Source organism: Streptococcus sp. oral taxon 431 (assembly GCF_023110115.1).
In the GTDB taxonomy this organism is placed as follows: domain Bacteria; phylum Bacillota; class Bacilli; order Lactobacillales; family Streptococcaceae; genus Streptococcus.
On record NZ_JALDVP010000001.1, the window covers coordinates 357,682 to 378,256 of the forward strand.

A 20,575-nucleotide genomic window follows, 5' to 3' on the forward strand; every position below is an offset into this window, starting at 1 on the left:
TTCCTTACAAACTCTCCAACCAAGCTTCATCTCGAATCTCAATTCCAAGTTCTTGTGCTTTTTGGAGTTTGCTTCCTGCATCGGCTCCTGCTACCACAAGGTCAGTCTTCTTCGATACGCTACCCGTTACCTTGGCACCAAGATTTTCGAGCTTACTTTTGGCTTCCGAGCGAGTAAGACGTTCAAGTTTCCCTGTCAATACGACTGTTAGACCTGATAAAGCAGCATCTGCTGCAACGACCTGTCCTTTATAGTCTAGATTAACACCTAATTCTTTCAATTCACTTAAAATAATTTTTGCACCCTCAGTCTCAAAATAAGATTGGAGACTTTGAGCAATGACACTTCCCAAACTTTCGATGCTTGCTATTTCTTCAGGATTTGCTTGAGCAAGTGACTCGATTGAATGGAAATGTTGTAAGAGTAACTGACTTGCCTTGCTACCAACATGACGAATCCCTAAACCAAACAACAGTTTTTCAGCTGAATTTTCTTTAGAAGCTTGAATAGCCTGATAAAGTTTTTGAGCTGATTTCTCCTTGATACCGTCTAACAAGAGAAAATCTTCCTCAGTTAAACGATATATATCTGCAACATCTTTAACCAAATTGGTAGCAAAAAGTTTCTCGACGATTGATGGACCAAGGCCAGAGATATTCATGGCATCACGGGATGCGAAGTGAATTAGACCTTCCTTGATTTGAGCTGGACAACGTGGGTTTATACAACGAAGAGCAACCTCATCTTCAAAGTGTAACAGCTTGCTCTCACAACTTGGACAGTTTGTTGGAATATCTAGTTTTTCCTCTGACACACGCTTAGACTCTACCACTCGTAAAACAGCTGGTATGATATCGCCTGCCTTGTAGACAATGACTGTATCATCCTTGCGGATATCCTTTTCAGCAATATAGTCGACATTATGAAGCGTTGCACGACTAACTGTTGTACCTGCCAATTGCACCGGAGTAAGATTAGCAGTCGGAGTTACGACACCAGTTCTTCCTACTGTCCAGTCAACAGAAAGCAATTTTGCTTCTTTTTCTTCTGCAGGGAACTTATAAGCGACTGCCCACTTAGGCGCTTTAACTGTAAAACCAAGTTGCTCTTGACCAGCTAGGTCGTTGACCTTAATAACAACACCGTCAATATCATAAGGCAACTGATCTCTTTCATGACCTACTTCTTGGATAAATTCCCAAACTTCGTCCATGCTGTGGGCTAATAGTCGTCTAGGGTTAACCACAAAGCCCAACTGTTCCAGATGATTTAAAACCTTCTCTTGGCTGTCTCTAGTTGAAGGACTTGCTTCCTGATAGAGGAAAGTTGCAAGATTGCGCTTAGCTACTACTGCTGTATCTAACTGGCGAAGGGTTCCTGCAGCTGCATTTCGTGGATTAGCAAACTCCGGCTCCCCGTTTTCTTGACGAGCAAGATTGACTTGATTGAAAGAAGCTCTTGGCATATAACATTCACCACGAACAGTGATATCTAATTTCTCTGTTAAGGATAAAGGAATGTCCTTGACACGTTTGAGATTTTCTGTGATATTCTCACCGACTGAACCATCACCACGAGTAGCTCCAGCAACAAAAATTCCTTGCTCATAAGTCAAGGAAATCGATAAACCATCAATTTTCAACTCACAGATATAAGTAACATCATCCAATTCTTTACGAACACGCGCATCAAAGGCATCGAGCTCTTCACGAGAAAAAGCATCCTGCAAACTATAGAGAGGATACTGATGACTATATTTTTCAAAACCATCTAGAATCTTACCGCCAACACGGTGGGTTGGACTATCTGGCAAGATTTGCTCTGGGTGAGCTTTTTCTAACTCTACCAGTTCACGATAGAGACGATCATACTCACTATCAGATACAGATGGGTTATCACTTGTATAATACTCTGTCGCATAGCGATTGAGCAACTCAACGAGCTCTTTCATTCTTTCATTCATAGAACCATTTTACCATAAAAAGGACTATAGAAACAATACAGAAGCTCTAAAAAACAAAATGAGAAGGATATTTCTATCCTTCTCACTTATTTTTATTTTTTACGATTCAAAATAGCGTTCAAAATGATGGCCACTGTACTTGCAATGACGATACCATTTGAGAAGAACATTTGTAATTCAGTCGGTAAAGTATTGAAGAGGTTACTTCCGTTTAATCCTACCCCAGCCGAGATAGACACTGCTGCAATGAGGAAGTTGTGTTCATTGTGCTCAAAGTCCACACGAGACAAGATTTGCATCCCTTGTAGAGAAACAAAACCGAACATGACGAGCATGGCTCCACCTAGAACAGGGCTAGGAATAATCTGTGCCAAGGCACCAAACTTAGGCAAGAGACCAAGTAAAATGAGGAATCCTGCTGCATAGTAGATCGGCAAACGTGTACGAATACCTGAAAGTTTCACCAAACCTACGTTTTGTGAAAAACCTGTATAAGGGAAGGTATTGAAAAGTCCACCAAGTAAAACAGCAAGACCTTCAGCACGATAACCATTACGGAGACGAGTGCTATCAATTGGATCTTTAGTAATATCAGAAAGGGCAAGATATACACCAGTTGATTCTACCATTGATACAGTAGCGATAATACACATCATTACAATAGAAGAAATCTCAAATTGTGGAGCACCGAAGTAGAATGGAGTTGGAATATGAACAAGTGGAGCTTCTGCTACTGGAGAGAAATCAACCAAGCCCATAGTCGCAGCGATGATAGTACCTGCAATCAAACCAATCAAAATTGAAATAGATTTAATGAATCCTTTTGTAAAGATATTAACCAAAAGAATGATGAGAATGGTGATTGTTGCTAATGCTAAACTTTGTCCCGTTGGTTTTTCGACGTTATTTCCCATATTTCCGATAGCTACAGGAATCAAAGTTAAACCGATTGTTGTAATGACAGAACCTGTTACGATTGAAGGAAACAGATTTGCAACCTTAGAAAATACGCCAGCTACAAGAACGACATAAATACCAGAAGCAATCAAGGCACCAAACATAGCACCACTACCGTGACTTTGTCCAATCATAATAAGTGGAGCAACAGACTGGAAGGCTACCCCAAGAACAATAGGTAAACCGACACCAAAATATTTATTAAGTTGCAATTGTAAGAGAGTTGCGACCCCACACATAAAGATATCTGTAGAGATAAGGTATGTCAGTTGTTGAGGTGAGTAACCTAGGGCACCTGCAATCATGATTGGTACCAGGATTGAACCTGAGTACATGGCAAGTAAGTGTTGCAAGCCCAATACGGCCGCTTTTGAGTGGTTTTCTTTTTGATTCATTAGATGTCTGCCTCCTTGAAGATAACTCTTCCATTTTCAAAACGCTCTAAACGAGCAAGTGATACGACTTGATGACCTGATTTTTCTAACAGTTCACGACCATCTTGGAAAGATTTTTCAATCACAATTCCGACGGCCTCGACTGTAGCACCAGCTTGTTCGATAATCTGAATCAAACCATTAGCTGCTTGACCATTAGCCAAGAAATCATCAATAATTAATACTTTATCTCCAGGAGATAAGAACTTCCCTGCAATGGATACGGTACTAGTAACTTGTTTAGTGAAAGAATAAACCTCAGCAGTTAAAATTCCTTCATTCATGGTAATATTTTTTGCCTTCTTAGCAAAAATCATGGGTACATCCAACTGCTCAGCTACATAAAGAGCTGGTGCAATTCCAGATGCTTCAATGGTTACGACTTTGGTAATACCTGCATTTTTAAAAAATTCTGCAAAGGTGCGACCAATCTCGCGCATTAAGGAAAAATCCACTTGGTGAGTCAAGAATGAATCCACCTTAAGAATATTCTCACCTAGAATATTCCCATCTTTTAAAATACGTTCCTCTAGTAATTTCACAATAACCTCCGAAATAAAAAGGGACTCACAAAGCAAGTCCCTCGGAAACATAGAAACAGATAGTACTGCTTCTTTTATCTCTCTTCGACTTACTCATTGTTAGGTATTTACGGTACCTTGTAGAAACGCCACGCCAATTCGCAGCATAAATAAGTAATCATATTTTTTAGTGAGCATCTCCATTCCAGATAGAGTTCTTCACAATCACATAATCTACATGTCGAAGATCTGCAACTTTACGACCTCCTGCATAAGAAATCGAACTTTGCAAGTCTTGTTCCATTTCCGTCAAGGTATCTTGTAAGTGCCCTTTAGCTGGAAGAAGGATTTTCTTACCTTCGACATTCTTATAGGCACCTTTTTGGTATTCTGAAGCGGAACCATAGTATTCTTTAAATTGTTTACCATCGACTTCGACAGTTTTACCAGGGCTTTCGATATGGCCTGCAAATAAAGAACCAATCATAACCATACTTGCACCGAAACGGATAGATTTGGCGATGTCTCCATGTGTACGAATCCCACCATCAGCAATAATCGGTTTACGCGCAGCTTTAGCACACCAGCGAAGAGCTGCTAACTGCCAACCTCCAGTACCAAAACCAGTTTTGACCTTAGTGATACATACTTTACCTGGACCGATTCCGACCTTAGTAGCATCTGCACCAGCATTTTCAAGCTCACGCACAGCTTCTGGAGTTCCAACGTTACCAGCGATTACAAAAGTATCAGGTAATTCTTTCTTAATGTGCTGAATCATTGAAATCACGCTGTCGGCATGTCCATGAGCGATATCAATAGTGATGTACTCTGGAGCATCTTCCTTTAATTGACTAACAAAATCATATTCGTAATCTTTAACACCAACAGAAATAGAAGCAATCAACCCTTTTTCATGCATGCGTTTCACAAAAGGAATGCGTCCAGCTTCATCGAAGCGATGCATGATATAGAAATAACCACCTTTTGCAAGTTGTTCTGCAACATCTTCATCTAAGATAGTTTGCATATTAGAAGGAACAACTGGTAATTTAAAGGTGTACTTCCCTAGTGTCACTTGTGTGTCAGCCTCTGCTCGACTTTGAAGAACACACTTATTAGGAATTAGCTGAATATCTTCATAGTCAAAAATCGGAAATTCGTTTAACATTTCGATGTCTCGTTTCTTTTTTAATGACCTACCTATGCTTGCGCATCACTACGCCTTTTCCGACGTTTCCTCTAACGATTATAAACTAAGGTAAAGTTTTTGTCAATTATTTTGAAACCTAAAATTTATAACGTTCGGATTTTATAATTTAAATATAAAAAGTGAGGAGATTAGTTTCTCCCCACTTCCTTATCAATATTTCTTTTAAAAATTGCTTCGGAGCTTTCCATCATTTCACAAAATTCATTATAAGATGAAGCATTTTGAGGAATATGGATAGACAATTTCTTCAACAAAGCTCCATAACCTGCTAGCTTTCCTATCTCATTATCAACAACCTTGTGCTTGCTCGGAAAAACAAGACCAGCTTTCTCAGCTTCTAAAATATAAGAATAGGAAATCAGCTGGAATAAGTCCTCACGGTTGATTCCTTCTTCAGTATCTTCAAGTTTTTTATATTTAGCATCTAGTACAGTCTTTAATTCCCTATTATAAAAATCTGGATATACCTTTCGTTTCCCACAAGAAAATACAGAGATACCACCTTTCTTTTCTTTATTGCGTGGATGTATGAAATCTTTTGGCAACAAGGTATGAACATATTCTTCCCAAAGCCAGGCAACATCAAAGAGAATGCCATGTACCCTTTGAGCTTGATGTCCAAGACCATGCTTTTCTCTACTCAGAATCATCAAGCAGAGTTCCTGTAATTTTCTATACTCTCTAAAATAGGCGTGTCGGATGGGTTTGATTTTATTCATTCTGATAATCTTGGCACGATCAGCTAGTTTATAAGCTGGAGTTGCACGAGTAATTTCTGTCATATTTTCACGATTACTATCGAGCAGAACTCCGAAACTTTTCTGATTCTTAATGTACTCAATTGTATGCCGAATCAACTGCATGAGTGGATTATCATAGGTAAACTCCCTAGTGGTATAGGCAATACTTCCCGTAAAAGGGAGATTTTTTTTCAGATGATTTCCAACATCTAGTACACCCTTTACATGACTATCGTTATGGAAAAATCGCTGGTATTCCTTATAAAGTCCCTTTCGCATAGTAGCTTCCAAATACTTTGGAAAGAGGTAGATTAAAAGCTGATAGAGTCTTTCCTCGCTCGATAAACCAACATCCAAACTAGTGAGATTGATATTTAGAACTTTCTGCAATAGATAATGCAAAAAATAGTCATCACTTTTACTCGAAAAACGAGAAGAAATGGTTAATCTCTCCTGACCACATCCCAGAAATCCAATCACATTCCCTGTCTTAATTTTCTGATTGACTGTTTCCAAAATCTTTTGTTCCTTATCCAAATCAGGAGAATTTTTCAGGTCGTTTGGAAATATAAAGATACTATCTTCTTGAGAAAGATTATCTAGAGTTCTATCTAAAAGGACTTGACTAATTTTAGGATATTCTGTGATAAACTCTTCTTTGTTTAAGGCCTGTTGATTGTCAGTTAACTGCATCGTCATCACCAATATCTTGCTGATTTGTCAGATCATATGCTTTTTTCAAAGTATTCAGTATTTCATCTTCTTCATAAGAACCACGTAAATAATCTTCCAAAAGTGGTTTAAGATAATCAGACCAGAGTAACTCATAGTCAAAGTCTACTTCTTCCAGTTTAAGGAAATAACTTGGTCCGATATGATAATGACTATTTAGTTCCTTAACTTTTTCAATTTTAGCATTCAAGTTTCTTAGACGCGCTTTAGCTTCTTCAGCCTTATCGCCAAGAGCATCATCTAGCATGCCTAGTTGGCTCTCAGCAGTAACTTCAATAAAACGGAAACGACGGCGCATTGCAAAATCAAAGGTGTCTACCGAACGGTCAATATCATTCATAGTTCCAATGATATAAACATTTTCTGGAATATAAAACTTTTCATCAGTTTCGTGTAGATTGGCATATTGAGTAGAAACACTCCCCTTCTGACCACGATAGCCAGGATCAACAGAGAAAAATAGTTCCCCAAAAATCTTAGATATTTCTCCACGATTGATCTCATCGATAATAAAGATGAATTTCTTGTCGGTGTCAACCTCTGTTGGGGAAACATAGTCTTTCAAACCAAATCTCTTTCTCAATGTTTCTAGGACAGTTTTTCCACCACTTTTGTAGTATTCTTGCTTATTATAATTTTTATCTTTATACAACTCGTAAACATATTTGCGAGGTAGTGACCATCCTGGAACACCACTATCATAATTTACTGACAAATTTTGTCTACTATTAACAGATAAGTAAGATGTTTTTGTTATATATTCTTTTTCTTCAGTAACATTTATATATTCTAAGTAAGAATCCCAAGCTTGGTCAAAATTATCTTGTCCTCCAATCAATTGGGCTTCTTTTGCTTTCTGACAAAAATCTTTAAAAATACCATCCTGTAGCTTATACTCAATAGCTCCATCCCCATTTGATACCGGTCTTAACCCCTCCACAAAATCTGTATAGTCATAGGATGGATGAAACTGAACAAAGCCGATTTGGTCTTCGTTGCCATCCGTTAATTCTTTGGCAATTTCTTTTGCAAGATAAGTTTTCCCTGTACCAGGTGCACCACGGAGAATGAGGTTTTTGGATTTTTCTAATTTATTTAAATAGTCAATAATATTATTATTCATAACAACTTTCTCTATATTTCTTCTGTATGTACCATTTAAAATAGATTTATATAAATTGATACGTTCCTTATTTCTGTCCCAGTTGATGGTTTGTCTTGCACCTTTTGTACCTTGGTATTCCCATCCACCATCTACTTTCAACCATTTAACACCAATACAATGTTTAAATGTTTTTTTAGATTCGTCAAAATAATAAGGTTTCACACATTGACCAATCCCTAAAATTTTGTTAAATCCTGAGGTAGCTATTATATAATCATTGATTTTTATGTCATGAGCAAATTTCCAAATAAATTTATCTCTCTGTTTTCCCTGATTCAATTCTTGAGTATTTTTATAATCTAGAATACTAGACAAATTAGAATCAAAATCTATACAAGCAATATTTTCATCTTTAAATAATGACCAGACCTTTCCACCTCCTCCTGCAACTATCATCCAATAATTTACTTTCTCTTCCATTTTGTTACTCCGTTTCCATATATAGGAAAGTTAGTATCCAAGATTACTAAATCCTACTTTCATTTATTTCATATATAGAATATCATATCCTATAAAAAATGAAAAGAATTTCTAAAGAAAAAGCCCAGCGTTAGGAGCTTCAATGCCTCTCAACACTAGACTTCTTTTCAATATTAATAATACTCACCCTGACGGTAGTCCCATGAGTTAAAGGTGTCTGACAGATGCATCATGATTTTATCGATGTCAAGTCCTTTACGGATCACAACTGGTGCTGGTGAAATCGAGCGTACTCCTCCTTGTTCTGGAATAAGCTTGCCGTCTTTATCAACCATAGAGACCATCACACCTTGCTCGTAGCGAGTTTCGATTGTTTTGTCTGGTTGGATTGAGGCAACGTAGTCGTCTGCTTCGATGACAAGATCCACAGCTCCTTCGATACGTTGACCGATTCCTTCCACCTTACCACGATTTCCTTTTCCAGATGGGTTTGCGGATGAAGCGTAGACCATTTTCCCTTCTTCCCAAAGTTTAGCAGCCAACTGTTCACCAGCTTTACCAAACTTGATGACAAAACAGCTAGTACCACGAACGTCTGTCATGAGTTCTTCACGTCCATCACCGTATGCTTTCAATTTTTCAAAAGCTTCTGGTTTCCATGGAAGAATACAACCAAGGAGAATATTTTCCTCCCAATGTTTTTGATAGAAGGCTTCGATTTCAGGATTTAGCTGTGCTAAAGCGCGAAGCTCGTCCATGCTACCACAAAGTACAACACCTGGTTTGTTACGGTTACGTTCTTTGGCTTCAAACTTACGCTCAAGTCCAGCCTTGTCACTAGTCATGATAATGTAACCGACTTTAGTAGGACAAACGATACATCCGCCCTCACCTTTTAAAATGTCATAACCTTCTTGTGAAAGTGTTCCGTCCCATTGAATGTGTTTTGTCATAGTTCTATTTCCTTTTCTATATTTATTCTAATCCTGCCAGTAGGCTGGGCGTTGTTTTTCATAAGCAGCAATCAAATCTTCATACTGCATGGTAATACCGATATCATCCAAACCATTTAAGAGCTTGTGTTTCCATTCGCTATCAATTTCGAAAGTGAATTCCCCTACTGGTGAAATGATTTTTTGTTGTTCCAAGTCGACCGTCACTTGATCATTTGGTTGTATTTGGGCGAGTTTTTCTCTAACCTCCCTAGGCTGAACAATTGGCAACATGCCATTATTGAGCTCATTATTGTAATGAATATCTCCAAAAGATCCTGCAATTACGACCTTAAAACCATAGTCTGCTAGCGCCCAAGCTGCGTGCTCCCTCGAAGAACCAGCTCCAAAGTTATCTCCTGTGATGAGGATAGTAGCTTTGCGATATTCAGGTCGGTTAAAGACAAAATCTGGATCCTCAGTGTAATTATCGTCCAGATAACGCCAAGCATACATGAGGTATTTACCAAAGCCTTTCTTGTCAATCAACTTCAGAAACTGTTTGGGAAGAATTTGGTCGGTATCGATATTGTCATTCATCAGAGGAACGGTTGTACCTGTATAAACTGTAAATTTCTCCATATCCTCTCCTTACTGAGCTTCTGGCATTTTTCGTACATCTACGAAGCGCCCTGCGATTGCTGCCGCAGCTGCCATGGCTGGACTACAGAGATGGGTCTTAGCACCAAATCCTTGTCGATCCTCAAAGTTACGATTGCTGGTCGAGGCACAATGAACACCATCTGGTACTTTATCAGGATTCATTCCTAGACACATAGAACACCCTGGATCTCTCCATTCGAAGCCAGCATCTAGGAATACCTTGTCCAAACCTAACTTCTCAGCAGCTCGCTTGACTGGTCGAGAACCAGGTACCACGATAGCCGTCAAATTTGGTGCGATCTTCTTCCCTTCTACAAATCGAGCCGCCAGTTGCAAATCGCTAAGTCTGGCGTTGGTACAAGAACCAATAAAGACATAGCCTAGTTGGATATCTGCTGGTTTCTGACCTGGTTGCAAATCCATGTAATGATAGGCTCGTTCATCATTCATATCCGTAATTTCTGGGAAACTAGTATCAAAGTCAACACCCATAGCAGGATTAGTACCCCAAGTCACCATAGGAGCCAATTCTGAGACATCCAAACGAATAACCTTATCATAAAAGGCATCTTCATCACTAACCAGTCTTTTCCAATCAGCTACTGCTGCAGCAAAATCCTTGGGGACACACTCTCGACCCTTCAAATAATCATAAGTCCTCTGATCTGGATTCATAATTCCCATCTTAGAGCCAAACTCGATAGACATATTGCAGATAGTCATTCGTTCTTCCATGCTAAGTGCATCAATGGCCTGACCCCGATACTCCACCACGTAGCCAACACCACAAGCAACACCGTATTTGGCAATTAAGGCTAGAATGAAATCTTTGGCATAAACCCCTTTTTGAGGAACTCCTGTGAATTCCACCAACATTTTTTTGGGTTTAACCTGCCAAATAGTTTGGGTTGCAAAGACATGTTCAACCTCACTGGTTCCAATACCGAAGGCAATAGCTCCAAAAGCTCCGTGAGTTGCAGTATGGCTGTCACCACAGACAATGAATTTCCCAGGTTGTGTTCTTCCTGTTTCAGGTCCAACCATATGAACGATACCTTGTTTTTCTGAACCGTGGGCAGCATGTTCGATTCCAAACTCTTCAACATTTTCAACTAACTTATCGATCTGTGCTTTGGAGATTACATCTCGAATATCATATATATTGACCGTCGGGACATTGTGGTCAAAGGTACCAAATGTTAAATCTGGTCGTCTCAATCTACGTCCTGCATCTCGCAGTCCTTGAAAAGCTTGAGGACTGGTCACCTCGTGAATATAGTGCTGATCTACATACATGAGTTGAGGCTGTCCTTCTTCTCCTGTAATCACATGGAGGTCCCACAATTTATCAAAAATCGATTTTCCTGCCATTCATTACCTCCATATCAAATACAAAGCTACTAGTGTAGTCACTATTCCTAGGAACCAAACCGTTTTAAAATACCATTTTCTAGTCTTGTGATGAAAGGTAACACCTGCCAACCAAGCACCAAAACCACCACACAAGAATGCAAATGATAATAAATATTTTTCAGGGATGCGCCAAGTACCTCTTTTTGCTTTAGATTTATCAATACTATAAATCATAAATACCAATAGATTCCAAATCAAAATAGCAAAAGTAATTCCTTGATTTATCTTCATAATCTTTCAATGATGGCTTCCGTCATTTCCTTGGTAGAAGCCTGTCCTCCTATATCTCTCGTTAAAATTCCTGCAGCTAAAGTTGCTTCAACTGCTTTTTCAATATGGTCAGCATCCTTATATCGTCCAAAACTATCTCGCATCATCATAGCAACTGATAATATCATAGAAATAGGGTTGGCGATTCCTAGGCCTGCTATATCAGGCGCCGAACCATGAATGGGTTCATAGAGACTCGGTCCATTCTCAGAGTGACTGGCTGATGGCATAACCCCAAGTGTACCAGATAGAACACTTGATTCGTCTGAGAGGATATCTCCAAAAAGATTCTCTGTCACGATAACATCAAACTTGGCTGGATTGGTAATCATGAGCATAGCAGCTGAATCGACCAACTGGTGCTCCAAGGTTACGTCGGGAAAATCTTTTGCGACTTCCTCAGCCACTCTTCGCCAAAGTTTTGAGGTTGCCAAAACATTTTGCTTATCAATACTGGTAAGGATTTTTCTCCGACTTCTTGCGATTTCAAAAGCCTTACGAATAATCCGCTCTACTTCCTCATAACTATAATCATTGATATCACGCGCTTTTCGGTCTTCAAGGATATGATCACCAAAGTAAATCCCACCTGTCAACTCACGTACTACAACAAAGTCAACACCCGCAATTCGTTCAGGTTTGAGAGGCGATAAGTTCTTAAGACTATCAAAAATTTTAACTGGACGAATATTGGCATAAAGATTAAGTTCCTTGCGAAGTGCCAAAAGCCCTTGTTCGGGTCGAACTGTGGCATTATCATACCGAGGACTACCTATTGCAGCAAGGAGGATAGCGTCCGCTTCTCTAGCAGCCTTGAGCGTTTCGTCTGGTAAGGGGTGTCCTGTGGCATCAATTCCTGCACCGCCAAAAGGTTGTCTGACTATCTCAAAGTCAAAGTCTGTTTTTTTGGCTATAAATGCTAGAACTTCTAAACCAGCTTCCATGATTTCTGGTCCAATCCCATCACCTGCTAGGGCAACAATTTTCTTTGTCATGGTATTCTCCTTTAAAGACTAGGCATGTCGCGATAGGAAACATTTGGACCTATCTCTCCGGTATTCTCTTTTTGAACAAAGGTATTGGCATTGATGTAAGCAATAGTTGAAGCCTTCAACACATCGAAATCAATTCCGGCTGCGTTAAAGATGGTTTCTGTTTCTCTATTTTCAACAGTAACTAAGACTCTCGCCTGAGCATCGATTCCATCCGTCACCGCATCAATGGTGTAGGATACCAAGCGAACAGATTGATTAAAGAACTTATCAATAGCGTTAAAGATAGCTTCAACAGATCCTTGTCCAGTCGCATTAAAGTCGACTTTCTCACCGTCCAAATTAGCCAATCTGACAGTCGCTTCAATTTCATTTTCCGCATGAGTTTGAAGTTGTAAATCATCAAAGTGAAAGCCTTCTGGGTTTTCAACCATGGTTCCAGCTACTAGAGCACGAATATCCGCGTCTGTGACTTCTTGTTTCTTATCTGCAAGTGATTTGAATTTGTCAAAGAGTGGCTTGATATCCTCTTCTGTGAAGTCTAAGGCCAGTTCTCTCAGTTTTTCTACAAAGGCATGGCGACCAGATAATTTTCCAAGCGGAAGACTATTACTTTTAACACCCACCAACTCTGGGGTGATGATTTCATAGGTAAGTGGATTTTTAAGGACTCCGTCTTGGTGAATACCTGATTCATGAGAGAAGGCATTTCCACCGACAATGGCCTTATTTTTGGGAACTGGAATTCCTGAGAAGCGAGAGACCATTTCGGACGTATTAATTGTTTCGTTTAGGACGATACTTGTCTCTGCTTGGTAATAATCTTGGCGAATATTGAGAGCTACTGCTATTTCTTCTAAAGCAGCATTCCCAGCTCGTTCTCCAATACCGTTAATGGTTCCTTCGACACGTCCTGCACCATTCTTTACAGCTGCAAGGCTATTTGCTACTGCCATTCCGAGGTCATCATGACAGTGAGGAGAATAGATAATCCGACGGTCTGTTTGGACATTGTCAATCAGATATTTAAAGATACTTCCGTATTCTTCTGGAGTTGTAAAACCTACTGTATCAGGAATATTGATATAAGTCGCACCCGCATCAACCGCAGTTTGAACGACTTGTAGGAGAAAGTCCAGCTCAGTTCTAGTCGCATCTTCTGGAGAGAATTCTACTACTTCAAACTTACTTCGTGCATAGGAAACATGTTCTTTAATAGACTCCAATATCTCTTCCTTACTCTTATTGAGCTTATACTTACGATGAATTGGACTGGTAGCGATAAAGACGTGAATCTGAGGATACTTTGCATCTTTGAGTGCTTCATAACAAGCGTCAATGTCTGATTTAACAGAACGAGCTAAGCCTGTCACGGCTGTTTTTTTCATAGCCTTAGCAATTTCTTGAACAGCTGTAAATGAATCTGGACTAGCAGCTGGAAAACCAGCTTCGATTGCTGAAATTCCCCATTTCTCTATCTGTTTTGCTATAGCAACCTTTTCCTTTATTGAAAAATTGACACCTGGTGTCTGCTCACCATCTCGGAGACTGGTATCTAAAAACTCAACTACACGCATGAGAATTCTCCCTTCACATTTTCGATATAGAAAAAACATCTCGCTCGGAGTTCCAAGCGAGATGTTGATTTACTCCCGCTTGGTAAGCCAAACAGGACTAATGCTTTTGCACTAGTCCGAGTACCTCAACAACAAAGCAAATTGATTAAACTTAGCTGTTTTCATGTTTGGCTTTCTCCTTTGTTTGATGTCTTGTTTAGTATTCTAGCATAGGAAAAATCACTTGTCAAGAAAAAATCCAATATTTTCTGAAAATTTCTTCAATATAGAATATTTTGCGAATTGAAAGTATTTGAATACTCAAATATGTTTATTTATTTCTTAGAAGTCAAAAACCAACTTCTCTTAAATAATTCAAGGACCCTTTCGTCAGTTAGAGTGTCGTCGAGTGGAAGACTAATCCAATAGCGTTTATTCATATGAAAGGCTGGATAAATCCCGTTTTGTGAAAGCAAGTCAGCTACTTGGTCGTGTTTGAGGTTGACTGCTTCCACTAGCCCTTCTCTCCCCTTATCTAGCCTATCCCAAGGAATTCTCATTAAAATAGCATACCACTTCTGATTATCTTCATGGCGCAAAACCGCCGTATCAGGTGATTTCTCCCATAGATATTCCAGCTGATTGCCATAATTATCTTGAACAAGCGCCATGATTCTCTTGGTCTGTGGACAGAGAAATTCCTCTACCTCAAAACAAGCCTTTCGAATGCCATAAAGAACTTCTAAACAAGCCTCTCGAACAGTTCCAACAAAAGTACCTCTCATACTTTCCATATGAACTTGAGGATAGAGTTCGCCAGTTTCCTGATCAAAAACCTGAAAAGTTAAATCACTATCCTCAACTGTAATCTTCATAAGAAAATCACCCTGCAAGATAGTCGAACTATAGGTCCATACACCTTGTTTTTCTACAAATCCATACTCTTTAGCCTTTTTACTATTAAACTGATAGGCTTTAAAAATTTCAAACATAAGCGAAAACTGCTATCAAAAGCTAGCAGTTCCTTTCTATTTTTTAAAAGACAACCTTTGTTCCATGTAATTGTGTCACGCCCAGTTCGTCGATAAAGGTTTGACGGTTGTCCATGTCAATCCCCCCACCAGGTAAAATTTCAATTTTTCCTGCTGCGTGTTCTAAAATTCTGTGGTAGTGAGCAAAACGTTTCTCTAACGAGTCACCAGATACACCAGCTCGAGTGAGGATGCGTGTTACACCAGCCTGGCTGAGCCAATCAATGGCTTCCAACTGATCTTCATCGCTCAAATCATCGAAAGCCATATGGAAGACAATCTCCATACCTTTAGATGCAGCAATCAACTTTTCAAGGTTAGCCTTATCCAATTTCTTATCTGCTGTTAAGGAACCAAAGACAACCCCTTGGCTTCCTGCTTGAGCAGTTAGACGAATATCCTCGAGCATAATAGAAATCTCGAGGTCATTATAAACAAAGTCACCACCACGTGGACGAATCATCGTCATGATAGTCGTATCGTAGTTTGATGCAAGTTCAACAGCTGCCTTGGTTACTCCGTAGCTTGGTGTCGTTCCACCAACTGCTAAATTATCACAGAGCTCAATACGGCGAGCTCCAGCTTGCATAGCCTTTTCAAGCAAGCTTACATTTTCAGCACAAAATTCGTAAATCATTTGATACTCCTTGAAGGTTTCTTTAATATTATTATATCATATTGTTTTAAGTAACCCCTACTTTTTATCAAGGAAAATCATTACTTTTTTAGCTATTCTTTATCTGGTATTACCTTAAAGAGATAATAGGTTATAAATACTGTTAAGCAGCCTAAAGCAATTTTTACAGGTAAGAGCGGAGCAAAATAAATGGAGATTCCCATCAAAATATAAATCGATACGATAATCTTCTTCTTCCGTTCACGCGCAATAGACTTAGTTTCTCTAAAGTCAGCAACATAAGTTTGGTAGAGCTTGGTATGATAGAGCCAATCTTCAAAACGCTTAGAAGATTTAGAAAAACAGGCAATTGATAATAAGAGGAAGGGAGTTGTTGGTAATAGCGGTAAAACTACACCAACGATAGCCAAAGATAATGAAATAAAGCCAATACTGAGATAAATGATGCGCATTTCTACTCCTAGTTAAGAATAATCTTCTTCTAGTTTCGCATAAAAAGATGAAATCTGTCAAGTTTAAATTAGAAAAAGGGCTGAAGTAGGTACTTCAGCTCTCTCACTATTATTTAATCTTTTCTTCTTCGTAGTCACCATTGCTACATACAATTTGTTTGCCACCACCACGGATTTTCTTCTCCATGAGGAAGTGGCCACACTTAGGACAATCACGTCCAACCGGTTTATCCCAAGAAGTAAAGTCACATTCTGGATAACGATTGCATCCATAGAAAATGCGATTACGTTTAGTTTTGCGTTCGATGATTTCCCCTTGATGACAAGTTGGACAGGTAACACCTACTTCTTTGACAATGGCCTGTGTATGTCGACAATCTGGGAAATTACTACATGCGTAAAACTTACCGAAGCGCCCAATCTTAATCACCATCGGACTACCACAGACTTCACAGTCAAATCCAGCTGGTTCATCCTTGATTTGAATTTTTTCCATCTCTTCTTCAGCTTTTGCAACCTCTTTAGAGAATGGTTTGTAAAATTCATCAATAACTCGTTGCCACTCTTCTTTTCCGACCTCAACATCGTCCAGTTTACCTTCCATTTCAGCGGTAAACTTCACGTTAACAATGTCTGGGAAGTATTCGACAATCAGCTTGTTCACGACTTGTCCCAAATCAGTCGGTTCAAAACGTTTAGATGCAAGTCTTACATAGTAACGTTTTTGAATGGTTTCAATGGTTGGAGCATAGGTAGATGGGCGACCAACTCCGTTTTCTTCCAAAGTTTTAATCAATGTTGCTTCTGAATATCGTGCAGGAGGTTGTGTGAAATGCTGTTCAGGTTTGCTATTGACCTGTTTCACTACATCTCCTACTTTCATATTGGGTAGCATCTTATTCTTATCAGAATCGTTGTAAATGGCCAAATAACCATCAAACTTAACTTGACTACCATTAGCAGCGAATTGAACCCCATTTTGCGAAAGCTTAACAGCCATGGTATCAAAGATAGCACCAGTCATCTGACTCGCCACAAAGCGGTTCCAGATGAGGGTATAAAGTTTAAGCTGGTCTTTATCCAAATACTTAGCAATTTTTTCAGGTGTATTGAAAACACTTGAAGGACGGATAGCTTCGTGGGCATCCTGAGCACCAGAAGCATTTTTTACCCGACTACCATGCTTAGAATAGTTACTACCAAAACGTTCATTGATGTAGTTTGCTGCTTCATTCTGGGCAACCGGACTGATACGAGTAGAATCCGTACGCATATAGGTAATCAAACCTTGAACACCTGTACCAATATTGATACCTTCATAGAGTTGTTGGGCGACCATCATGGTTTTGCGTGTACGGAAGTTGATCTTGTTAGCAGCATCCATCTGCATAGAAGACGTTGTATATGGAAGAGGAGCATTCCGCTTTCTCTCCTTTTTATCTACTTGATCAACTGTAAAATCCTTGCTTTTCAAATGAGATAAAACTTCTTTGACTTCATCATTAGTAGTCAATTTCATCTTCTTGCCATTCATTCCATAGAAAGAAGCTTGGAACTGCTTGGTTCCTTTTTTAAAGGTACCATCAATAGTCCAATACTCTTCAGGTTGGAAAGCATTGATTTCATTTTCGCGATCAATGATTAGTTTAAGCGCAACAGATTGAACACGCCCAGCTGATAAGCCTTTTTTGACCTTTTTCCATAAAATTGGAGAGATTGAATACCCCACCAAACGGTCCAAAACACGACGTGCTTGTTGGGCATCTACCAAATCCATATTAATTTTACGTGGTTCTTTAAAGGCATTTTTAACTGCATCCTTGGTAATCTCGTTGAAAACAACACGGTTGGCGTCATTCTCGTCAAGATTTAAAATATGAGCCAAATGCCAAGAAATAGCTTCTCCTTCACGGTCCGGGTCGCTTGCAAGAAAGACTTTATCGGCTTTCTTAGCTTCTTTTTTCAAATCATTGATGAGAGGACCTTTCCCACGAATATTGATATATTGCGGTTCGTAATTATTTTCCACGTCAACTGACATACTTGATTTTTTCAAATCTCGAATATGTCCTACGCTGGCTAAAACCTTATAATTACGTCCTAGATATTTTTCAATCGTTTTCGCCTTAGCAGGCGACTCTACGATTACAAGATTTTTTTTACTTGTTGATTTTTTCTTTTTGGTTGCCGTTACCACAGTATCACACCTTCTCAAAGTAATTAAACTTTATAAAGTGTAAACCATTTTTAAAAACCTGTCAAGACATAACACCCATATAATAGAAGAAAAGTTTGCTAAATGAAATCATTTCATTCATTAAAATTCAAATTCTGCTAGTATATCCTGCCCACATGTTGCTAGTTTTGCTCCTTCTTGGATTAAATGATGACAACCGTCTGAGCGTCCATCTAAAATAGAACCTGGAATCGCAAAGACATCTCTACCTTCCTCCATGGCACGCTCACAAGTGATTAAGCTACCAGATCTCATTTTAGCTTCTGCAACGATGACTCCTCGACACAATCCCGCAATAATACGATTTCTTGCAGGAAAGTGAAATTTCAAGGGTTCTTCTCCTGGACCGTACTCACTTAGTGCTAAATGATTGTCTCCAATATATTCTTGAAGGCGTTTATTGGAGCGGGGATAATAGACATCTAAACCAGTCCCAATCACTGCAATCGTTTTGCCCCCAGTTTGTAGAACAGACATATGGGCTGCTGTATCAATTCCTCTAGCAAGTCCACTCACCACAACTAATTCATTTTCCAATTCTTCAATGATTTTACGGACTGATTTGGTTCCTATTTGACTACAAGAGCGACTACCAACAACAGCAACCTTGGGTAATTTTAAGAGATTTAGATCTCCTTTATAAAAAAGCAATACAGGTGCATCATAAATTTCACTGAGTGAAATGGGATAAACATCATCCAAAATTGAAAATGATGGGAACTTTTCAAAATCTTTCTTCAGGCGTTCCATACTTTCAAAAGTCAGTTTATGATACCGCTCCATAAAAACTACTGGATTACGACACTCCGATGCTTCAGCGATTTTCTCTAAACTCAATTCCTGATCATAAATTTCTCCGTATTGAAGTACTTTCAGAACCTGCTGATTACTTAAACCTGCTTGCTTTAACTTATAAATCTCGAAATTATCAATCTTAATTTTCATGATCGACTCCTTTTTTCTCTCTCTATTTATATATTCGGAAAAAAAGAAAAAAACTTCCAACAATTTTACTTGTTAAGAAATTTTTTTAATATTTGTTATTTTAATAATCAGGTCGAAGGACTCCGGTGACAGTCGCCTTGGTCGCTTCATAGTCTCCATCAATAACAACCTTGATAATGCGTTTAGCATCCTCTTCAGGCGTAGGAACCAATGGAAGGCGGGTTGGACCAGCTTCAAATCCCATATAGTTGAGGACTGCCTTAACAGGTGCAGGACTTGGGTATGAGAAGAGAGCATTAATCTTGGGAATAAACTTACGTTGAATAGCTGCCGCTTTCTTCATATCACTCTCTTCAATCGCAGTGAACATTTCATACATTTCATCACCATTGGTATGAGAAGCAACAGAGATAACCCCGTCAGCACCAAGGTTCATAGCATGAAAAGCATCTCCATCTTCACCAGTGTAGATCAAGAATTCTTCAGGTTTGTGCTCAATCAAATAAGCCATATTGGCAAGGCTGGTACATTCCTTGACACCAATGATATTTGGATGTTCCGCTAAGCGAAGCATGGTTTCTGGTGTCAACTCAACTACTACACGACCTGGAATATTATAGATAATGATGGGTAAATCAGAGGCATCTGCAATAGCTTTAAAGTGTTGATACATTCCTTCTTGAGAAGGTTTATTGTAGTAAGGAACAATTGCGAGACCAGCCGCAAAACCTCCAAATTCTGCCACTTCTTTGACGAACTCAATAGAGTCGCGTGTATCATTAGTACCAACACCAGCTATTAAAGGAACACGGCCATTAACAACTTTCTGAACTGCTGCAAACAACTGCAGCTCCTCATCGTGAGTAAGAGTCGGACTCTCAGCAGTCGTCCCCGCCAAGAGAATTCCGTCTGTGTGATGTGCCAACAAATGCTCAATCAAGGCTGGAATAGCATCAAAGTTAATGGAACCATCCTCATGGAAAGGGGTAATAAAAGCAGTGATAATTTTACAATCTTTTAAATCTTGATAAGACATAGAAAAAACCTTTCTCTATATAAGAAAGAGGCTGGGGCATACTTGCCTTTGCCTCCTGTTCTGTTCGTAAAATAAGTAGATTCGCTTTCTAGCGAAGGAGAAATCAAACTCTTCGAGTTACTGATTTCTGTTTCATAACGCAGTGGTTGATTGGAACTACTCATGTTTGCAACATTCGTACTTACTAATCAACTGTGCGGGGGCAAAACTACGAAATCAAACTCTTCGAGTTACTGATTTCTGTTTCATAACGCAGTGGTTGATTGG

18 protein-coding genes and 1 riboswitch are annotated in these 20,575 nt (G+C 39.2%); all 18 genes read right to left on the reverse strand.

Annotation, left to right across the window (positions count from 1 at the left end; all coding sequences use genetic code 11):
* Positions 1-4: 4 nt before the first annotated feature.
* The 18 genes from ligA to dapA all read right to left on the reverse strand — a co-directional run bounded on the left by ligA (position 5) and on the right by dapA (position 20,308).
* A complete protein-coding gene (ligA, locus tag M1F91_RS01875) occupies positions 5-1,963 on the reverse strand; it encodes an NAD-dependent DNA ligase LigA (RefSeq protein ID WP_247912397.1) in 1,959 nt (652 codons plus the stop codon).
* A gap of 92 nt (positions 1,964-2,055) precedes the next feature.
* Positions 2,056-3,315, reverse strand: a complete 1,260-nt coding sequence (locus M1F91_RS01880; RefSeq protein ID WP_247912398.1) for a nucleobase:cation symporter-2 family protein — start codon at positions 3,313-3,315, stop codon at positions 2,056-2,058.
* Entirely contained in the window at positions 3,315-3,896 is a 582-nt protein-coding gene (locus M1F91_RS01885; protein WP_247912399.1) for a xanthine phosphoribosyltransferase, read from the reverse strand. Before M1F91_RS01885 ends, M1F91_RS01880 begins: the two co-directional genes overlap by 1 nt.
* A gap of 76 nt (positions 3,897-3,972) precedes the next feature.
* Positions 3,973-4,069: riboswitch (purine riboswitch) on the reverse strand.
* A complete protein-coding gene (gene guaC, locus M1F91_RS01890) occupies positions 4,063-5,046 on the reverse strand; it encodes a GMP reductase (protein ID WP_006148610.1) in 984 nt (327 codons plus the stop codon). It overlaps the preceding riboswitch by 7 nt.
* Before the next feature lie 170 nt (positions 5,047-5,216).
* Positions 5,217-6,521, reverse strand: coding sequence for a 3-isopropylmalate dehydrogenase (locus M1F91_RS01895; RefSeq protein WP_247912571.1), 1,305 nt, complete (start codon positions 6,519-6,521; stop codon positions 5,217-5,219).
* Positions 6,508-8,145 carry an AAA family ATPase gene (locus M1F91_RS01900; RefSeq protein WP_247912400.1) on the reverse strand — a complete coding sequence of 546 codons (1,638 nt, stop codon included), beginning with the start codon at positions 8,143-8,145 and terminating at the stop codon, positions 6,508-6,510. Before M1F91_RS01900 ends, M1F91_RS01895 begins: the two co-directional genes overlap by 14 nt.
* Before the next feature lie 173 nt (positions 8,146-8,318).
* Positions 8,319-9,098 carry a Sua5/YciO/YrdC/YwlC family protein gene (locus M1F91_RS01905; protein WP_247912401.1) on the reverse strand — a complete coding sequence of 260 codons (780 nt, stop codon included), beginning with the start codon at positions 9,096-9,098 and terminating at the stop codon, positions 8,319-8,321.
* Positions 9,099-9,125: 27 nt separating this feature from the next.
* On the reverse strand, positions 9,126-9,719 hold the full coding sequence (gene leuD, locus M1F91_RS01910; protein ID WP_247912402.1) for a 3-isopropylmalate dehydratase small subunit: 594 nt from the start codon (positions 9,717-9,719) through the stop codon (positions 9,126-9,128).
* 9 nt (positions 9,720-9,728) lie between these two features.
* Entirely contained in the window at positions 9,729-11,111 is a 1,383-nt protein-coding gene (gene leuC, locus M1F91_RS01915) for a 3-isopropylmalate dehydratase large subunit (protein WP_247912403.1), read from the reverse strand.
* Positions 11,112-11,114: 3 nt separating this feature from the next.
* Complete coding sequence (locus tag M1F91_RS01920; RefSeq protein WP_247912404.1) at positions 11,115-11,384, reverse strand: DUF1294 domain-containing protein; 270 nt, start codon at positions 11,382-11,384, stop codon at positions 11,115-11,117.
* Positions 11,381-12,418 (reverse strand): 3-isopropylmalate dehydrogenase, encoded by a 1,038-nt coding sequence (leuB, locus tag M1F91_RS01925; RefSeq protein ID WP_247912405.1) that lies wholly within the window; start codon positions 12,416-12,418, stop codon positions 11,381-11,383. The genes M1F91_RS01920 and leuB overlap by 4 nt, the downstream gene beginning before the upstream one ends.
* A gap of 11 nt (positions 12,419-12,429) precedes the next feature.
* On the reverse strand, positions 12,430-13,992 hold the full coding sequence (locus M1F91_RS01930; RefSeq protein WP_247912406.1) for a 2-isopropylmalate synthase: 1,563 nt from the start codon (positions 13,990-13,992) through the stop codon (positions 12,430-12,432).
* A 314-nt stretch (positions 13,993-14,306) separates the two neighbouring features.
* Positions 14,307-14,963, reverse strand: a complete 657-nt coding sequence (locus tag M1F91_RS01935; protein WP_247912407.1) for an MmcQ/YjbR family DNA-binding protein — start codon at positions 14,961-14,963, stop codon at positions 14,307-14,309.
* A gap of 43 nt (positions 14,964-15,006) precedes the next feature.
* Positions 15,007-15,639, reverse strand: a complete 633-nt coding sequence (locus M1F91_RS01940; protein WP_247912408.1) for a copper homeostasis protein CutC — start codon at positions 15,637-15,639, stop codon at positions 15,007-15,009.
* Positions 15,640-15,731: 92 nt separating this feature from the next.
* Positions 15,732-16,091, reverse strand: coding sequence for a YbaN family protein (locus M1F91_RS01945; RefSeq protein ID WP_247912409.1), 360 nt, complete (start codon positions 16,089-16,091; stop codon positions 15,732-15,734).
* 109 nt (positions 16,092-16,200) lie between these two features.
* Positions 16,201-18,288: a type I DNA topoisomerase gene (gene topA / locus M1F91_RS01950; RefSeq protein ID WP_247912410.1), complete on the reverse strand. Its 2,088-nt coding sequence runs from the start codon at positions 18,286-18,288 to the stop codon at positions 16,201-16,203.
* A 120-nt stretch (positions 18,289-18,408) separates the two neighbouring features.
* The gene (gene dprA, locus M1F91_RS01955) at positions 18,409-19,266 is read right to left on the reverse strand and encodes a DNA-processing protein DprA (RefSeq protein WP_348982806.1); all 858 of its coding nucleotides are present in this window, start codon (positions 19,264-19,266) and stop codon (positions 18,409-18,411) included.
* Positions 19,267-19,372: 106 nt separating this feature from the next.
* A complete protein-coding gene (gene dapA / locus M1F91_RS01960; RefSeq protein ID WP_247912411.1) occupies positions 19,373-20,308 on the reverse strand; it encodes a 4-hydroxy-tetrahydrodipicolinate synthase in 936 nt (311 codons plus the stop codon).
* Between the last annotated feature and the right edge of the window lie 267 nt (positions 20,309-20,575).